This window comes from Diaphorobacter sp. (assembly GCF_050251835.1).
In the GTDB taxonomy this organism is placed as follows: domain Bacteria; phylum Pseudomonadota; class Gammaproteobacteria; order Burkholderiales; family Burkholderiaceae_C; genus JBFXIE01.
Window position 1 is genome coordinate 35227 of sequence record NZ_JBFWLZ010000016.1, and the last position, 16759, is coordinate 51985.

Annotated in this window: 14 protein-coding genes; 13 read left to right on the forward strand and 1 reads right to left on the reverse strand. The window is 66.9% G+C overall.

The window, feature by feature from the left end; translation table 11 throughout:
• Positions 1-286: AraC family transcriptional regulator ligand-binding domain-containing protein (locus AB7E35_RS07740; RefSeq protein ID WP_428167348.1), on the reverse strand; the 286-nt coding region annotated here is incomplete at its 3' end.
• 290 nt (positions 287-576) lie between these two features.
• On the opposite strand from AB7E35_RS07740, the gene AB7E35_RS07745 reads away from it, so the two are divergent.
• From AB7E35_RS07745 to AB7E35_RS07805, 13 genes are all read left to right on the forward strand, one after another.
• Positions 577-2298, forward strand: a complete 1722-nt coding sequence (locus AB7E35_RS07745) for an AMP-binding protein (protein ID WP_428167349.1) — start codon at positions 577-579, stop codon at positions 2296-2298.
• 48 nt (positions 2299-2346) lie between these two features.
• Complete coding sequence (locus AB7E35_RS07750) at positions 2347-3963, forward strand: carboxyl transferase domain-containing protein (RefSeq protein ID WP_428167350.1); 1617 nt, start codon at positions 2347-2349, stop codon at positions 3961-3963.
• Between the two features lie 5 nt (positions 3964-3968).
• On the forward strand, positions 3969-4877 hold the full coding sequence (locus AB7E35_RS07755; protein WP_428164025.1) for a dienelactone hydrolase family protein: 909 nt from the start codon (positions 3969-3971) through the stop codon (positions 4875-4877).
• Positions 4878-4977: 100 nt separating this feature from the next.
• A complete protein-coding gene (locus AB7E35_RS07760) occupies positions 4978-5763 on the forward strand; it encodes an enoyl-CoA hydratase/isomerase family protein (RefSeq protein WP_428167351.1) in 786 nt (261 codons plus the stop codon).
• Between the two features lie 15 nt (positions 5764-5778).
• Positions 5779-6498, forward strand: a complete 720-nt coding sequence (locus AB7E35_RS07765) for a DUF4126 domain-containing protein (protein ID WP_428167352.1) — start codon at positions 5779-5781, stop codon at positions 6496-6498.
• 115 nt (positions 6499-6613) lie between these two features.
• Entirely contained in the window at positions 6614-8635 is a 2022-nt protein-coding gene (locus AB7E35_RS07770) for an acetyl/propionyl/methylcrotonyl-CoA carboxylase subunit alpha (RefSeq protein ID WP_428167353.1), read from the forward strand.
• An 81-nt stretch (positions 8636-8716) separates the two neighbouring features.
• Entirely contained in the window at positions 8717-9631 is a 915-nt protein-coding gene (locus AB7E35_RS07775) for a hydroxymethylglutaryl-CoA lyase (protein WP_428164021.1), read from the forward strand.
• Positions 9632-9855: 224 nt separating this feature from the next.
• Positions 9856-10131, forward strand: a complete 276-nt coding sequence (locus tag AB7E35_RS07780) for a DUF1289 domain-containing protein (protein ID WP_428167354.1) — start codon at positions 9856-9858, stop codon at positions 10129-10131.
• Positions 10128-10769 (forward strand): 2-hydroxychromene-2-carboxylate isomerase, encoded by a 642-nt coding sequence (locus tag AB7E35_RS07785; protein ID WP_428167355.1) that lies wholly within the window; start codon positions 10128-10130, stop codon positions 10767-10769. The genes AB7E35_RS07780 and AB7E35_RS07785 overlap by 4 nt, the downstream gene beginning before the upstream one ends.
• A gap of 40 nt (positions 10770-10809) precedes the next feature.
• Complete coding sequence (locus AB7E35_RS07790; RefSeq protein ID WP_428164018.1) at positions 10810-12639, forward strand: DUF294 nucleotidyltransferase-like domain-containing protein; 1830 nt, start codon at positions 10810-10812, stop codon at positions 12637-12639.
• A complete protein-coding gene (locus AB7E35_RS07795; RefSeq protein ID WP_428167356.1) occupies positions 12636-13283 on the forward strand; it encodes a 3'-5' exonuclease in 648 nt (215 codons plus the stop codon). The genes AB7E35_RS07790 and AB7E35_RS07795 overlap by 4 nt, the downstream gene beginning before the upstream one ends.
• A gap of 512 nt (positions 13284-13795) precedes the next feature.
• Positions 13796-15262 (forward strand): MFS transporter, encoded by a 1467-nt coding sequence (locus AB7E35_RS07800; protein WP_428164016.1) that lies wholly within the window; start codon positions 13796-13798, stop codon positions 15260-15262.
• Between the two features lie 94 nt (positions 15263-15356).
• Positions 15357-16514, forward strand: coding sequence for a M20 aminoacylase family protein (locus AB7E35_RS07805; RefSeq protein WP_428167357.1), 1158 nt, complete (start codon positions 15357-15359; stop codon positions 16512-16514).
• Positions 16515-16759: the final 245 nt, after the last annotated feature.

Genomic DNA, 16759 nt, shown 5'->3' on the forward strand with positions numbered 1-16759 from the left:
GGTGGCGGCACCAGCGCGCCAGCGCCAGCCCCAGCGTGGGCGCGCTCAGCGAGGCGCGCGCCAGCATCCCGTAGCTGCCCCAGGGCAGGCGGCGCGAGAACCAGCCCAGCGCCTCGTCGTCCAGCTCGCGCATGGCGCCGGCGGACAGCACCTCCATCTGGTGCGCCGTGATGCGGGCGCCAGCGTCGGCTGCCTGCTCTGGCGTGATTTGTGCCTGTGCCAACACCGGCGCGGGGCTCATGCCGCGTGCGGCGTAGGCGCGCACGATGGCTTGCACAAAGGCCATGGGCGTGGCAGCGGTGGGCCTGACACCTGCGGGCGCAACGGGCGCGGACGCGCCAGCCGCGGCCGGGGCAGGGCCCGCCGCAGGGCTGGACGAACGGCTGGGCGAACGGGTGGGCCGTGTCGGGGCTGGGGTGGGGCGCGCAGGCATAACCGCAGTCTGCAACTGTGTGGCGTGATTTGCAACCTTGATGGCCCACACGGGTTGCCCCACGCGCGGGGTGGCGGCGTATGCTTTGCAGCCTGTTGCCAGGCCCGCGCGGGCGCTGGCCGCCCAGACCAGGAGACAAGCGCATGCAACCCGCATCCAATCCATCGGCAGCCCTGAGTTACGCGCGTGGCTGCACTGCCACCCCCCTCATCGAGCAGACGCTGGGCGACTTTTTTGCCGGCATGGCGCAGCGCCAGCCCGAGCGCGAGGCGCTGGTCAGCCGCCACCAGGGCCTGCGCTACACCTACGCCGGGCTACACCAGGCGGCGCGCCAGCTGGCCAGCGCGCTGCTGGGCCTGGGGCTGGACAAGGGCGATCGCATCGGCATCTGGTCGCACAACAACGCCGAATGGGTGCTGATGCAGCTGGCCACCGCGCAGGTGGGTTTGATTCTGGTGAACATCAACCCCGCCTACCGCACGGCCGAGGTGGAGTACGCGCTCAACAAGGTCGGCTGCAAGGCGCTGGTGACCATGCCGCAGTTCAAGACCAGCGACTACCTAGGCATGCTGCGCGAACTGGCGCCTGAGCTGGCTGCCGCCCAGCCGGGCCATCTGCAGGCCGCGCGCCTGCCCACGCTGCGCACGGTGGTGTGGATTGACGTGGCGGGCCAGGGGGGCGACCAGCCCGGCATGCTGCGGTTTTCAAGCCTGATGGCGCGTGGTGACCCCTGGGACGCACGTATCGACGCCATCGGCGCGCAACTGCGCAATACCGACCCCATCAACATCCAGTTCACCAGCGGCACCACGGGCTTTCCCAAGGGCGCCACGCTCACGCACCGCAATATTTTGAACAACGGTTTCTTCATCGGCGAGTGCATGAAGCTCACGCCCGAGGATCGGTTGTGCATCCCCGTGCCGCTGTACCACTGCTTCGGCATGGTGCTGGGCAACCTGGCCTGCCTGACGCATGGCAGCGCCATCGTCTATCCCAACGACGGCTTCGAGCCCCTGAGTGTGCTGGAGACCGTACAGGCCGAGCGCTGCACCGGCCTGCACGGCGTGCCCACCATGTTCATTGCCGAGCTGGATCACCCGCGCTTTGCCGAGTTTGACCTGAGCACGCTGCGCACCGGCATCATGGCCGGCAGCCCCTGCCCGATCGAGGTGATGAAGCGCGTGGTGGGGCAGATGAACCTGCGCGAAATCACCATCGCCTACGGCATGACCGAGACCAGCCCCGTCAGCTGCCAGAGCAGCACCGACACGCCGCTGGACAAGCGCGTGTCCACCGTGGGCCAGGTGCAGCCGCACCTGGAGGTGAAGATCATCGACCCCGACACCGGCGCCACCGTGGCCCGCGGCGCGCGCGGCGAGCTGTGCACCCGGGGCTATTCGGTCATGCACGGCTACTGGGGCGACGAGGTAAAGACCCGCGAGGCCATCGACGAGGGCGGCTGGATGCACACCGGCGACCTGGCCACCATGGACGCCGAGGGCTATGTGAACATCGTCGGCCGCATCAAGGACATGGTGATCCGCGGCGGCGAGAACGTCTATCCGCGCGAGATCGAAGAGTTTTTGTACCGCCACCCCATGGTGCAGGACGTGCAGGTGGTGGGCGTGCCCGACCAGCGCTTTGGCGAAGAGCTGTGCGCCTGGATCATCGCCAAGCCCGGCACGCAGCCCACCGAGGACGACATCCGCGCGTTCTGCAAGGGCCAGATCGCGCACTACAAGGTGCCGCGCTACATCCGCTTTGTCACCAGCTTCCCGATGACGGTGACCGGCAAGATCCAGAAGTTCAAGATTCGCGACGTGATGAAGGACGAGCTGGGCCTGCACGAAAGCCAGACCGCCTGATCGCCTGATCGCAGCACCACCCGCCCGACAACCGCCACCCGACACACCATGATCCTCGACTCCAAAATCAATCCGCGCTCGGCCGACTTCCAGGCCAACGCCGCTGCCATGCGCGCCGTGGTGCAAGACTTGCGCGAGCATGTCGAGCGCGTGGCCCAGGGCGGCAACACCGATACGAGCAGGGCCGCGCGCGCCAAGCATGTGGCCCGCGGCAAGCTGCTGCCGCGCGAGCGCGTGGAGATGCTGCTGGACCCCGGCACGCCATTTTTAGAGATTGCGCCGCTGGCCGCGCTGCACATGTACGGCAACGACGCGCCCGGCGCCGGGCTGATTGCCGGCATTGGCCGCGTGTCGGGCATCGCCTGCATGATCGTGTGCAACGACGCCACGGTGAAGGGCGGCACCTACTACCCCATGACGGTGAAAAAGCACCTGCGCGCGCAAGAGATCGCGCAGCAAAACTGCCTGCCGTGCATCTATCTGGTGGATTCGGGCGGCGCCAACCTGCCCAACCAGGACGAGGTCTTCCCCGATCGCGACCACTTTGGCCGCATCTTCTACAACCAGGCCAACATGAGCGCGCTGGGCATTGCCCAGATCGCCGTGGTCATGGGCAGCTGCACAGCCGGCGGCGCCTACGTGCCCGCCATGAGCGACGAGGCCATCATCGTCAAGAACCAGGGCACCATCTTCCTGGGCGGCCCGCCGCTGGTCAAAGCCGCCACGGGCGAGGTGGTGACGGCCGAAGATTTAGGCGGCGGCGACGTGCACACGCGCCTGTCCGGCGTGGCCGACCACCTGGCCCACAACGACCTGCATGCGCTGGCGCTGGCGCGTGCGGCTGTGGCCAATTTGAATAAAAATCAGCCTCCAGCGCAGGCAGATCAAGCGCCAGTAGCTCCTAAATACGCAGCAGATGAGCTGTACGGCGTGATCCCCGTGGACACGCGCAAGCCGTTTGATGTGCGCGAGATCATTGCCCGCATCGTCGATGGCAGCGTGTTTGACGAGTTCAAGGCGCGCTTTGGCAACACCCTGGTGTGCGGCTTTGCGCGCATCGAGGGCATGGCCGTGGGCATCGTGGCCAACAACGGCATTTTGTTCAGCGAATCGGCGCAAAAGGGCGCGCACTTCATCGAGCTGTGCTGCCAGCGCAAGATTCCGCTGGTGTTTTTGCAGAACATCACTGGCTTCATGGTGGGCCGCAAGTACGAAAACGAGGGCATTGCCCGCCACGGCGCCAAGATGGTCACGGCCGTGGCAACGGCCAACGTGCCCAAGTTCACCGTCATCATCGGCGGCAGCTTTGGCGCGGGCAATTACGGCATGTGCGGCCGCGCTTACGGCCCCCGTTTTTTGTGGATGTGGCCCAACGCGCGCATCAGCGTGATGGGCGGCGAGCAGGCTGCCAGCGTGCTGGCCACCGTCAAGCGCGACGGCATCGAGGCCAAGGGCGGCCAGTGGAGCGCGCAGGACGAGGAGGACTTCAAGGCGCCCATACGCCAGCAGTACGAACTCCAGGGCCACCCCTACTACGCCACGGCCCGCCTGTGGGACGACGGCATCATCGACCCCGCCGACACGCGCCGCGTGCTGGCGCTGGCCCTGGCCGCGTCGCGCCACGCGCCGGTGCCGGACATGAAGTTCGGCGTGTTCCGGATGTGAACGCCATGCGCATCCATCTGCTTTCAGCCTTGGCGCGCCAGCGGTGCCCGGCGCGGTATGCGCACGCGCTGGTGCTCGCGGTGCTGGCAGTCTGGGCGCTCGCCGGGCCGGCGCAGGCGGCGGGCGACGAAGCGGGCTCGCGCGTCACCCTGCCTGCTGCCGGCGGGCCGCCGCTGCGGGCGCTTTGGCGGCCTGCCGCTGGCGCGGGCGCGCATCCGGCAGTGGTGGCGCTGCACGGCTGTGGGGGCATGTTCAACGCCCAGGGCGGGCTCAGCCGACGCTTTCAGGATTACAGCGCACGCCTGCATGCGGAGGGCTACAGCGTGCTGCTTCTCGACAGTTTCGGCTCGCGGGGCGTGCGCAGCATCTGCGCGCAGCGCTATGGCCAGCGCGACGTGACCTTGGCCGAACGGCGCGGCGACGTGTTGAGGGCGCTGGAGTGGCTGCGCGGCCAGCCGCAGGTGGACGCCTCGCGCCTTGCGCTGCTGGGCTGGTCGAACGGCGCCAGCACGGCGCTGGCGGTGCTGGATGCGGCGCGCGGCCCGGTGCCGCCGCTGGCCGGCGTCGCGGTGTTCTATCCCGGTTGCGCGGCGCCCGAGAAGCGGCAGGTCGTGCTGGCGCCCGTGCCCATCCTGATGCAGCTGGGCGCTGACGACGACTGGACGCCCCCCGCGCCGTGCATGGCGCTGGCGGGGCGGCTGCAGGCGCGCGGGCACGACGTCACGCTGCGGGTGTATCCGGGCAGCGTGCATGGCTTTGACGGCACGGAGCCGGTGCGCGTGCGCGCCGAAGTGCCCAACGGCGTCGATCCGCGCGGCGTGCACTGGGGCGGCAACCCCCAGGCGCGCGCGGCGGCGCTGCAGGAGCTGGACGCTTTCCTGGCGCGCGTGCTGACACCCGGGGCGGCCCCATGACGTCGCTCCCCCGCGTGCAGGCGTACCTGGGCCCCGCCACCAGGGAGCCAGCCTGGCCCCGCCTTGCGCGGGGTGGCGCCGTTACCAAAGAAGGACAGACATGACATCCGCTATCCACATCACCCAGCAAGGCACCGTGGCCGCCGTGACACTGTCGCGCCCGGAGGTGCGCAACGCGTTCAACGACGAGGTCATCACGGAGCTCACGCAAGCCTTCGTGCAACTGGGCGGCGACCCCCTGGTGCGCGCCATCGTGCTGCGGGCCGAGGGCCCGGCGTTTTGCGCCGGCGCCGACCTGAACTGGATGCGCCGCATGGCCGACTACACGCGCGACGAGAACCTGGCCGACGCCGCCAAGCTGGCCGAGATGCTGCGCGTGATCTACGCATGCCCCAAGCCCACCGTGGCACGCGTGCAGGGCGACGTCTATGCCGGCGGCATTGGCCTGGTCGCGGCCTGCGACATGGCGGTGGCGGTCGATACCGCGGGGTTTTGCCTGTCCGAGGTGAAGATCGGCCTGATTCCCGCCACCATCAGCCCCTACGTGATCCGCGCCATGGGCGCGCGCGCGGCGCACCGTTACTTTCTGACGGCCGAGCGCTTTGATGCTGCCGAGGCCCTGCGCATCGGCTTCGTGCACGAGGTGGTCGGCGCAGAGCGGCTCGACGCCAGGTTGGATGAGCTACTCAAGGCACTCACCAGCGCCAGCCCGAACGCCGTTGGCGCCTGCAAGCAGCTGGTGCACGACGTAGCCGGGCAGGGCATTGACGCCGCCCTGATCGCCGCCACCGTGCAGGGCATTGCCGACATTCGCGCGAGCGACGAGGGCCGCGAGGGCGTGCAGTCCTTCCTGCAAAAGCGCAAGCCGTCCTGGCTGAACGGCTAGGCACCGGTACCCGCCATGGACCTGCTCGTGAGCCAGATCGTGCAATGGCTGCACACGCTGGGCCTGCATCTGGATGCAGGCCTGGCGCGTGACGTGGCCGAGGGCGCGGCGCAGGCGACTGCGGCCATGGACATGCCCGGCCTGCTGGCGCTGGCCGCGGCGCTGGGCTGGGCCAGCGGTTTTCGGCTGTACGCGGTGGTGTTTCTGGTGGGCATGATGGGCGCGGCGGGCTGGATTGCTCTGCCCCCGGGGCTGGCGCTGCTGCAGCACCCGCTGGTGCTGGTGGCCAGCGGTTTCATGCTGCTGGTCGAATTTTTTGCCGACAAGGTGCCCTGGTTTGACAGCCTGTGGGACGCCGTGCACGCCTTCATCCGCGTGCCCGCAGGCGCGCTGCTGGCGGCCGGCGTGTTCGGCGCCGACAACGCCACGCTGGCCGTGGCCGCGGGACTGCTGGGCGGATCGCTGTCGGCCACGGCGCTGGCCACCAAGATGACCACGCGCGCGGCGGCCAACACGTCGCCCGAGCCCTTTTCCAACTGGGGCCTGTCGCTGTTCGAGGACGGCCTGGTCGTCGGCGTGGTCTGGCTGGCCACGCAATACCCGCTGGCCTTCGGCATTGCGCTGGTGGTGATGCTGGCGGTGTCGGCGCTGCTGCTGGTGGTGCTGTTCAAGTTTCTGCGCGCGGTGCTGCGCCGCGTTTCTTCGTTCTTTTCTGATTCCGCCAAGGTGGCCTGAATGTTCCAAAAAATCCTGATTGCAAACCGGGGTGAAAACAGCTGCGCAGCAGCTGTTTCACTAAATTGCCGGGCACGCGTAGCGTGCGCAGGCGGTCTCGCCGCGGAGGTAGCCCATGTTTGACAAGATCCTGATCGCCAATCGCGGCGAGATCGCCTGCCGCGTCGCAGCCACCGCCCGCCGCATGGGCGTGAAGACCGTGGCCGTGTACTCCGACGCTGATGCCAGCGCCAAGCATGTCGCCGCCTGCGACGAGGCGGTGCACGTCGGCGCCAGCGCCCCCAAGGACAGCTACCTGCGCTGGGAGCGCATCATCGAAGCCGCCCAGGCCACGGGTGCGCAGGCCATCCACCCGGGCTACGGCTTTTTGAGCGAGAACGAGGACTTTGCCCGCGCCTGCGCCGATGCGGGGCTGGTGTTCATCGGCCCGCCGGCCAGCGCCATCAACGCCATGGGCCTGAAGGCCGAGTCCAAGCGGCTGATGGAGCAGGCCCAGGTGCCGCTGGTGCCCGGCTACCACGGCACCAACCAGGACCCGGCGCTGCTGCAGGCTGAGGCCGACCGTATCGGCTACCCCGTGCTCATCAAGGCCAGCGCAGGGGGCGGCGGCAAGGGCATGCGTGCCGTGGACAAGTCCGAAGACTTCGCGGCCGCGTTGGCGTCGTGCCAGCGCGAGGCCCTCAACAGCTTTGGCGACGATGCCGTGCTGATCGAGAAATACGTGCAGCGCCCGCGCCACATCGAAATCCAGGTGTTTGGCGACACCCACGGCAACTGCGTCTATCTGTTCGAGCGCGATTGCTCCGTGCAGCGGCGCCACCAGAAGGTGCTGGAAGAAGCCCCTGCACCCGGCATGACGCCCGAGCTGCGCGCCCGCATGGGCGAGGCCGCAGTGGCCGCCGCGCGCGCCGTGGGCTATGTGGGCGCGGGCACGGTGGAATTCATCGTCGAGCAGCCTGGCGGCTACGACGCGCCGGAGCAGATGAAGTTCTACTTCATGGAGATGAACACCCGCCTGCAGGTGGAGCACCCCGTGACCGAGGCCATCACCGGCGAAGACCTGGTGGAGTGGCAGCTGCGCGTGGCCAGCGGCCAGCCGCTGCCCAAGCAGCAGTCCGAGCTGCGCATCATCGGCCACGCCATCGAGGCGCGTATCTGCGCCGAAAACCCCGACAACAACTTCCTGCCCGCCACTGGCCGTCTGGACGTGTACCGCAAGCCGCCGTGCACCAGCTTCGAGCGCAGCACGGTGCGGGTGGACGACGGCGTGCGCGAGGGCGACGCCATCAGCCCGTTCTACGACAGCATGATCGCCAAGCTCATCGTGCACGGCGACACGCGCGCGCAGGCCCTGGCGCGGCTGGACGATGCGCTGGCGCAGACGCACATCGTGGGCCTGGCGACCAATGTGCAGTTTTTGCGCCATGTGGTGCGCAGCGATTCGTTTGCGCAGGCGCGCCTGGATACCGCGCTGATCCCGCGTGAAGAGGCGGTGCTGTTTGGCCAGGAGCGCGTGGGCCTGCCGCTGGCCGCCGCCGCCGCCGTGGCCAGCCAGCTGCAGCGCGAGCTGGCGCAAGAAGGCTCCGACCCTTTCAGCCGCCGCGACGGCTGGCGCTCGCTGCTGGCCTGCCGCCGGCGCTTCGAGTTCGACTTCAATGACACGCATGCCAAGGCCTGGCTGACCTATGGGCCAGGCGGCAGCTACCAGCTGGAAGTGGGCGAGGGCGACGCGGCGGTGGCCGGTGCGCTGGCCTTTGTGCCGGCGGCCGATGGTGGCATCGACCTGCAATACGCCGGCCAGCGCACCCGCGCCACGGTCTATGCCCAGGGCGAGACCGACCACATCTTCACCCCGCGCGGCGCCACCCGCATCGAGGCGCTGGACCTGCTGGCCCACGCAGGCGACAGCGCCGCCGAGGGCGGGCGCCTGACGGCGCCCATGCCCGGCAAGGTGGTGTCGTTTGCGGTGAAGGCTGGCGACAAGGTTGCCAAGGGCCAGCCGCTGGCGGTGATGGAGGCCATGAAAATGGAGCACACCATCGCCGCACCCTTCGACGGCGTGGTGCAAGAGTTGCTGTATGCGCCCGGCGACCAGGTGATGGACGGCGCCGAGCTGCTCAGCCTCAGCCCCTCTTGACAGCGGGGTGCGCCGGGCGCGGTACGCTGCGGCGCCTCCTGCAGAACATCCCAGTACGACATCCAGAGACAAGGCCTGACCATGAACCCGAACATTCCCTCCCGCGTCAAACTCGTGGACGTGGGCCCGCGCGACGGGCTGCAAAACGAAAAGCAACCCGTGCCGGCCGAGGTCAAGATCAGCCTGGTGCACCGCCTGCAGCAGGCGGGGCTCAAAGAGATCGAGGTCACCAGCTACGTCAGCCCCAAGTGGGTGCCGCAGATGGCCGACAACCACCAGGTCATGCAGGGCATCACGCGCCTGCCGGGTGTGCGCTACTCGGTGCTGACGCCCAACCTGAAGGGCTGGGAGGCAGCGGTGCTCGACAAGCCCGACGAGATCGTGGTCTTTGGCGCCGCCAGCGAGGCCTTCAGCCAGAAGAACATCAATTGCAGCATTGCCGAGAGCATCGAGCGCTTTGCCCCCGTGGTAGAGGCCGCGCGCGCCGCGGGCGTGCATGTGCGCGGCGCCATGAGCTGCACCGTGGGCTGCCCCTACGAGGGCGAGGTGCCGCCCGCGCGGGTGGAGTACCTGGCCGGCCTGATGAAGGGCATTGGCGTGCAGCACATCGGCGTGGCCGACACCATTGGCGTGGGCACGCCGCGCAAGGTGCAGCGCGCCATCGAGGCCGCTCTGCGCCACTACGCGCTGGACGACGTGTCCGGCCACTTCCACGACACCTACGGCCAGGCGCTGGCCAACACGCTGGCGGCGCTGGAGCTGGGCGTGTGGCAGTTCGACACCTCCGTGGCCGGTCTGGGCGGCTGCCCCTATGCCAAGGGCGCGACCGGCAACGTGGCCACCGAGGACGTGGTCTATATGCTGCACGGCATGGACATCGACACCGGCATTGATCTGGACCTGCTGGTGGATGCCGGCGCCTATATCAGCGACTTTCTGGGCCGCAAGCCGCAGTCGCGCGTGGCGGTGGCGCTGCTGAACAAGCGGGCGGGCTGAGGTGTGCTTGCGCGCAGCCGCTTTATGGACAATGCACACACCGCAAACCCACAGTCTCCTTGCACGGCGCCCATGCGCTCAAACGCCGCCGCCACCTGCCTCGCCATGATCCATCTGTCTGTCCCCTGTCCCACAGAAAGCGCACTGTGCGCGGCCATCCCGGCGCACCGCCTGCAGGCGCGCGCTAGTGCCGCCATGACTGGGGTAGCGCGAAGGGGCGCCGCATGACGGAGAGCCTTGCAAAAGCTTCTGTTTTGATAGCTGCTCGCGCCCGCCAGATAAGCGCTGAGGGCCAGTTTGCCCTTGGCTACGTGCAGCCAGTGCCGTCGCCCTGCGCATCCGTGTGCCGCATGACGGCGCAGGGCCACCACTGCGAGGGCTGTTTTCGCACCCTCGACGAAATCAGCACCTGGTCGCAGGCCGACGGCGCCGCGCGCCGGGCCATCTGGGCGGCGGCGCTGCGGCGCGCCCGCGTGCCTCTCCCCCTGGAGCTGACATGAAGCACATCACGTTCTACCTGGACTTTGTCTCGCCCTATGCCTGGCTGGCTTTCGAGCGTCTGCCCGAGGTGCTGGAGGGCCTGAGCTACAGCGTGCAATACCGCCCGGTGCTGCTGGGCGCGCTGCTCAAGCAGCATGGCAACCCGGGGCCGGCGGGCATTCTTCCGAAGCGCGACTGGACTTATCGCCATGTCACCTGGCTGGGCCACTCGCTGGGCGTGCCGCTCCAGATGCCGACGCGGCATCCGTTCAACCCGCTGCCCTTGTTGCGCCAGGCGCTGGCCTGCAGCCATGACGGCCGCATCAACCGCTTTGTGGCCGGCACGCTGCTGCGCCACGTGTGGCAGGGCGGGCACGATGCGCTGGATGCGCAACGCCTCACGCAGCTAGCCGCCGCGCTGGAGCCGCAGCTGCAGCCCGGCGATGCGGACGGCGCCCGCGCCAAGGCATTGCTGCGCAGCAACACCGATGCCGCCGCCGCGCGCGGCGTGTTTGGCGTGCCGGCCTTCGAGGTCGATGGCAAGGTCTTCTGGGGCTTTGACAGCCTGCCCATGCTGCGCGCCTATCTGGATGGCGATGCATGGTTTGAGCAGGGCTGGGACGCCGCTGCAAGCGTGGCGCAAGGCCTGCAGGGTTGAATGGCGGCGGCGCAACGGATTTTGCCTGCGCCCATCCACCATGCCCAACGCCTTCAACTTCGCCGCCTCGCCCTTTGACTGCCTGAGCCCGGACGAGCAGCGCCTGGTGCGCGCCAGCGTGGACATTGCCTACTTCCCCGAAGGCGCCGTGGTGCTGGACGTGGGCGCCGTGCCCACGCACCTGTTCATCCTCATCAAGGGCTACGTCACGCAGTCCGAGGGCGATGAGGTGCTGGCCACCTACGGGCCGGACGATTGTTTTGACGGCTGCGGCCTGATGACCGGGCGCGTGGGCAGCCGCTTTGTGGCCACCGAGGAAGTGGTGGCCTACCAGCTCGCGCGCGAGGCGGTCAACGAGCTGATCGCGCGCAACAACACCTTCGGCGCGCTGCTGTTTTCCGACCTGGGCCAGAAACTCAGCGCGCTGGCGCAGCGTGCCGACCAGCATGAGCGCCAGTCGCTCACCATGGCGCGCGTGGATCAGGCTTATCTGCGCCCGGCGCACACGGTGGATGCGGGCACCGACATCGTCTCGGTGGTGCGCCTGTTTCAGGCGCAACGCACCACCAGTGTGCTGGTCTCGGGCCTGGGCAACGTGCCCGGCAGCGGGCTGGGCATTTTCACCAACACCGGCCTGCAGCGCGCCATTCTGGACGGCCGCCCGCTGAACCAGCTGACCGTGGGCGAGCTGGCCAGTGGCCCGCTGGTCACCGTGCGTTCATCCGACTTGTTGGGCGATGCCATGGCGCTCATGCTGCACCGCCGTGTGCACCGTCTGGTGGTGCTGGAGGAGGGCGGCCAGGTGCGCGGCATTCTGGAGGCGCTGGACCTGTTCAGCTTTCTGGCCAACCATTCGCATCTGATCATGGTGCAGATCGAGCATGCGCAAGACCTGCCGGCGCTGGCGCAGGCGGCGGCGCAGATCACGCAGCTGATTGCGACGCTGTACCGTGGCGGCACGCGCATCGGCATGATGGCCCGGCTGGTGCAGCAGCTCAACGCCCGCCTGTTCGAGCGCGCCTGGCACATGGTGGCGCCGACGGATCTGGTGGGCCACAGCTGCCTGTTCGTCATGGGCAGCGAGGGACGCGGCGAGCAGCTGCTCAAGACCGACCAGGACAACGGCCTGGTGCTGCGCGACGGCTATACCGCGCCGCCCGACGTTGACTCCATTTGCCAGCGGTTTTCCGAGGTGCTGGCCAGCTTTGGCTACCCCGAATGTCCCGGCCGCGTCATGGTCAGCAACCCCGACTGGCGCGGCACGGTGAGCAGCTTTGGCCAGCGTGTGCGTCAGTGGTTGCTGCAGCCTGAGGGCGACAGCCTGATGCAGCTCGCCATCTTTCTCGATGCGCATGCTGTAGCGGGCGATGCCGCGTTGCTGGGCGCTGTGCGCGAGGGCGTGATGGCGCTGGCCACCGACAACGATGCCCTGCTGGCGCGCTTTGCCGCGGCGGTGGAGCAGTTTGACGACCCCACCGGCTGGTGGAGCCGCCTGTTCGGCCTGGGCGATGAGGGCCGCGCCATCAGCCTGAAGAAAGCGGGCATCTTCCCGATCGTGCACGGCGTGCGCAGCCTGGCCCTGGCCCGGCGCGTGGCAGCCACCGGCACGGCCGAACGCATAGCCGCGCTGGTCGAATGCGGAACGCTGGATGCGCCGCTGGGCGACGAACTGGTGCAGAGCCTGCACTTTCTGATGGGCCTGCGCCTCAAGGCAGGTCTGGCCGAGATCGACACCGGCCGCGACGTGACCGGCAATGTCGATCCCCAGCGCCTGAGCAGCCTGGAGCGCGACCTGCTCAAGGATGCGCTGGCGGTGGTCAAGCGCTTCAAGCTGCTGCTGCACCAGCGCCTGAAGCTGGACGCGCTGTGAAGTCAGTCACCGATCCGCGCGGCTGGCTGGCGCAATTGCGGCGCCAATGGCTGCTCTACCACCTGGCCGATCCGGCCTATGCCTTCCTGTTCGATCCGCCGCCGCCCGGTGAATGGGTGGCGCTGGATTGCGAAACCACGGGGCTGAACGTGCGCAGCGACGAGATCATCGCCATCGGTGCCGTGCGCATCGTGGGCAACCGCATCCTGACCAGCGAGCGGCTGGAACTGCTGGTGCGCCCGGGCAAAGGCGTGCCGGCCGACAGCGTGCGCATCCACCGACTGCGCGATCGGGACGTGGCCCGGGGCCTGCCGCTGCCCGAGGCCATGCGCCAGCTGCTGCACTTCATCGGCAGCCGCCCGCTGGTGGGCTACTACCTTGAATTTGACGTGGCCATGCTCAACCGGGCGATCTGGCCGATGCTGGGCATGGGGCTGCCGCAGCCAAAAATCGAAGTATCGGCGCTGTACTACGAGCACAAGTTCAGGCAGCTGCCGCCCTACCAGCAGCAGGGCAACGCCGACATTGATCTGCGCTTTGCCACCCTGATGGATGACCTGGGCCTGCCGCGGCGCGATGCGCACGACGCGCTCAACGACGCCGTGATGGCGGCGCTGGCCTTCATCAAGTTGCGCGGGCACTGAGAAGGGTTGAGCCAGTCCGCCATGTCCGCCCGTTGCGCAAAAACGCACCCCCTCGGCGTTGCAAATGCCCGCCATGGCCCCCGCTATGACTGCGCTTTGCGCCTTGATGGTGCACGCCTTGATGGTGGACGTTTGTACGCCCCGCTTGGCCACGCCGGATTCATTCACACCCTCTGAGCCCCCCCCGCGCCGGCTGGCCGCGGCTGCGGCCGCCCCACCCCACCTCGGATGACGCCTCCTCAACCGACTGCGAATCGCCCCTGTGCGCATGCGGCAGCGGTTGGAACGGCGCTTGGTCGATGGTTGATCTAACGCAATAAACGGCATGCTTATGGTTGAAACATGCAACGATTAAGTTGAGACTTGCAACCATTGAAGCTTGCAACTAAAGTGAGGATCGTCAATGAAACAGTGTCTTTGGGTTCAGCTCCGCATGCAGTGGGCACACGTCGGGCGGCTGCATGGTGGTCATCGCGCAGCGCTGACGCGCATCAACTTCTGAGGAGAAACGAATGAACACAGCTGTTCAAACCAATGTGCCGTTCAAAGGCAATGACAGGCTTTTATTCGGCATCATCATGGGCGTCATCGCGTTCTGGCTCTTTGCCCAGACCACGCTCAACATCGCGCCGGACATGCAGAAGGATCTGGGCATCGACGACAGTCTGATGAACATCGCGGTGGCTATCACCGGCTTGTTCTCCGGCATGTTCATCGTGGTCATGGGGGGATTGGCCGACCGTATCGGACGCGTGCGCATCGTCCAGCTGGGTTTTGTGTTCAGCATCATCGGCGCCTTGATGATCGCGCTGACGCCCACTGGCTCCATGGCGACGCCCTTCCTGATGGTGGGACGTGCCATTCAGGGTGTGTCGGCGGCCTGCATCATGTCGGCGAGCCTGGCACTAGTGAAGACCTACTGGGAAGGCGCAGAGCGTCAACGCGCGGTGAGCATGTGGTCGATCGGCTCCTGGGGCGGCTCCGGTCTGTGTGCGCTGTTTGGCGGCCTGATGGCCGAGAACTTCGGCTGGCGCTCCATCTTCTTCGCCTGCGCGGTGGTCTCCGTCATCGGCATGCTGATGGTGCGCGGCACCCCCGAGAGCAAGGTGGAGAGCAGCGGCGGTGCCAGTCACAAGCTGGATCTGGCCGGCATCATCAGCTTCATGGTCACCATGGTGGCGCTGCAGATTCTGGTGACGCAGGGCAACAAGCTGGGCTGGACAAGTCCGCTGATCACAACCATGGCCGTGGTGACCCTGCTGGCCGGTGGCCTGTTCTTCTGGTTCGAGGCCCGTGCCAGCAACGCCTTCGTGGACTTCAGCCTCTTCAAGAACCCGGTTTTCACCGGCGCGACGATCTCCAACTTCATGCTCAACGGCGTGGCGGGCATGCTGATCGTGTCCCTGCAACTGATGCAGCTGGGCGGCGGCGTGAGCGCGCAGCAAGCCGGGATGCTGACGCTGGGCTACGCCATTGCCATCATTGCCTTCATCCGCGTGGGTGAGAAGCTGCTGCAGCGCTTTGGCTCGCGCAAGCCCATGCTCTGGGGCAGCCTGATCACGGGTTTGTCGATCGCGCTGTTGATGCCCACCCATCTGATGCTGGGGGACTACAAGATTCTGGCCATCATTGCTTACTCGCTGTTCGGGGTGGGCCTGGCCTTCTACGCCACTCCGTCCACCGATGCTGCGCTGGCCAGCCTGCCGGCTTCAGCCGCAGGCTCCGGCTCGGGCATCTACAAGATGGCCTCTTCACTGGGTGGCGCTTTTGGCGTGGCGATCTCGGCCGCCATCTTCACCGCCTTGCGGGTCAACAACGAAAGTATCGTCTGGCTGGAGGGAGTGATCACTTTCGTGGGCCGCCAGGACAACGTCAACATCCGCGAGGCCGCCATCGTGGCCCTGGGCTTCAACTTGTTCATGGTGGTGTGCGCGATTGCTTCCATCATGCTCACGATTCCCAAGGGCAAGAAAGCCTAGGTCTGATGGTCATGCGGAATGCCGTGGCCCCGCTCGCAGGCCGCGACGACCCGCCGAATTCCTTCATTGTTGGATTGAATAAGGAGAGTTTGAAATGAATGCAATCGTGCAAGAGATGGTCGCCAATCAGGGACGCATCCAGGAGTATTTCCGGTATCTGCACCAGCACCCGGGTCTGGCTTTTGAGGAAGAAGTGGCTGCCAGCTTCATCGCCCAGAAACTGCGCGAGTGGGGTTACGAGGTGACAGAGGGCATTGGCAAGACCGGTGTGGTCGGTCAGCTCAAAGTGGGTGACGGCAAGATGCGCATCGGTCTGCGCGCCGACACCGATGCGCTGCCGGTGAAAGAGGGCTCTGAGCTGCCCCACAAGAGCAAGGTGGAAGGCAAGTCGCACATGTGCGGACACGATGCCCACAGCGCCATGTTGCTGGGTGCTGCGGAGTACCTGGCCAAGACGCGCAACTTCAGCGGTACCCTGAACGTGATCTTCCAGCCAGCGGAAGAGACCATGGCGGGCGCTCCTGCCATGATCAAGGACGGGCTGCTGGAGCGTTTTCCGATGGACGTGATCTTCGGCATGCACAACATGCCGGGCCTGCCCGCGGGCAAGCTGCACTTCACTTCCGGCCCGATCATGGCTGCAGTGGACAACTGGGAAGTCGTCCTGACCGGCGTGGGCAGCCACGGCTCCATGCCCGAGAAAAGCATTGATCCGCTGGTCGCAGGTGCGGCGTTGGTCATGTCGCTGCAAACCATCGTGTCGCGCAACGTGGCGCCGATGGACGCAGCGGTGGTGAGCATCGGTGCCTTCCAGTCGGGCGATGCCGGCAACGTGATTCCGCAGACCGCGGTGCTGCGCATGAGCACGCGCACGCGCAAGCCCGAAACCCGCAAGATGGTGCTGGACAAGATCCGCGCCATCACCAAAGCCACGGCTGAGGCCTACAACGTCCAGTTCGAAATCAGGGAAGGCCAGCCGGGCGCCATCCTGATCAACGATGAGGCGCAAACGTCCCGATGCGTCGAGATCGCGCGTCGCGTGCTGGGCGAAGATCAGGTGGTGACGCCTGGGCCAACCTTCATGGGCAGCGAAGACTTTGCGTTCTACGCGCAGCAGGTTCCGGGTGTGTACTGCTTTGTGGGTAATGGCAATACGCCGAACGTGCACCACCCGATGTTTGTGTTCGATGAAACCAACCTGCCGGTCGGAGCAACGTACTGGGTGGCTGTGGCGCAGGATTATCTGAAGTGACGCCTTTGCCCGGTCAGCTTGGGCCGGTAGCTGCTGGCCGGGCGGCAGGCAGCGACAGCGCGCGGGCGTGTTGCCAACGCCCGACCGGCAGCACGGGTAATGCCCTGGCTGACTGAAGAGGTTCGATAATCCGCGCGATGGGCTGCTTCGCGTGAGTGAAGTGGCCTTTTGTTCTTAAGACAAGAGGCGACGAGGCCTGAAGGAGTCTGATGGAGTCATCCATGCCCCACACTGACAAGCCCTAT

Excerpts from the sequence above, each read along its gene's own strand:
- AB7E35_RS07790 (WP_428164018.1), top strand. The coding sequence starts at position 10,810 with ATGCCCAACGCCTTCAACTTCGCCGCCTCGCCCTTTGACTGCCTGAGC.
- AB7E35_RS07770 (WP_428167353.1), top strand. The coding sequence starts at position 6,614 with ATGTTTGACAAGATCCTGATCGCCAATCGCGGCGAGATCGCCTGCCGC.
- AB7E35_RS07755 (WP_428164025.1), top strand. The coding sequence starts at position 3,969 with ATGCGCATCCATCTGCTTTCAGCCTTGGCGCGCCAGCGGTGCCCGGCG.
- AB7E35_RS07805 (WP_428167357.1), top strand. The coding sequence starts at position 15,357 with ATGAATGCAATCGTGCAAGAGATGGTCGCCAATCAGGGACGCATCCAG.
- AB7E35_RS07780 (WP_428167354.1), top strand. The coding sequence starts at position 9,856 with ATGACGGAGAGCCTTGCAAAAGCTTCTGTTTTGATAGCTGCTCGCGCC.
- AB7E35_RS07750 (WP_428167350.1), top strand. The coding sequence starts at position 2,347 with ATGATCCTCGACTCCAAAATCAATCCGCGCTCGGCCGACTTCCAGGCC.
- AB7E35_RS07745 (WP_428167349.1), top strand. The coding sequence starts at position 577 with ATGCAACCCGCATCCAATCCATCGGCAGCCCTGAGTTACGCGCGTGGC.
- AB7E35_RS07765 (WP_428167352.1), top strand. The coding sequence starts at position 5,779 with ATGGACCTGCTCGTGAGCCAGATCGTGCAATGGCTGCACACGCTGGGC.
- AB7E35_RS07800 (WP_428164016.1), top strand. The coding sequence starts at position 13,796 with ATGAACACAGCTGTTCAAACCAATGTGCCGTTCAAAGGCAATGACAGG.
- AB7E35_RS07775 (WP_428164021.1), top strand. The coding sequence starts at position 8,717 with ATGAACCCGAACATTCCCTCCCGCGTCAAACTCGTGGACGTGGGCCCG.
- AB7E35_RS07785 (WP_428167355.1), top strand. The coding sequence starts at position 10,128 with ATGAAGCACATCACGTTCTACCTGGACTTTGTCTCGCCCTATGCCTGG.
- AB7E35_RS07760 (WP_428167351.1), top strand. The coding sequence starts at position 4,978 with ATGACATCCGCTATCCACATCACCCAGCAAGGCACCGTGGCCGCCGTG.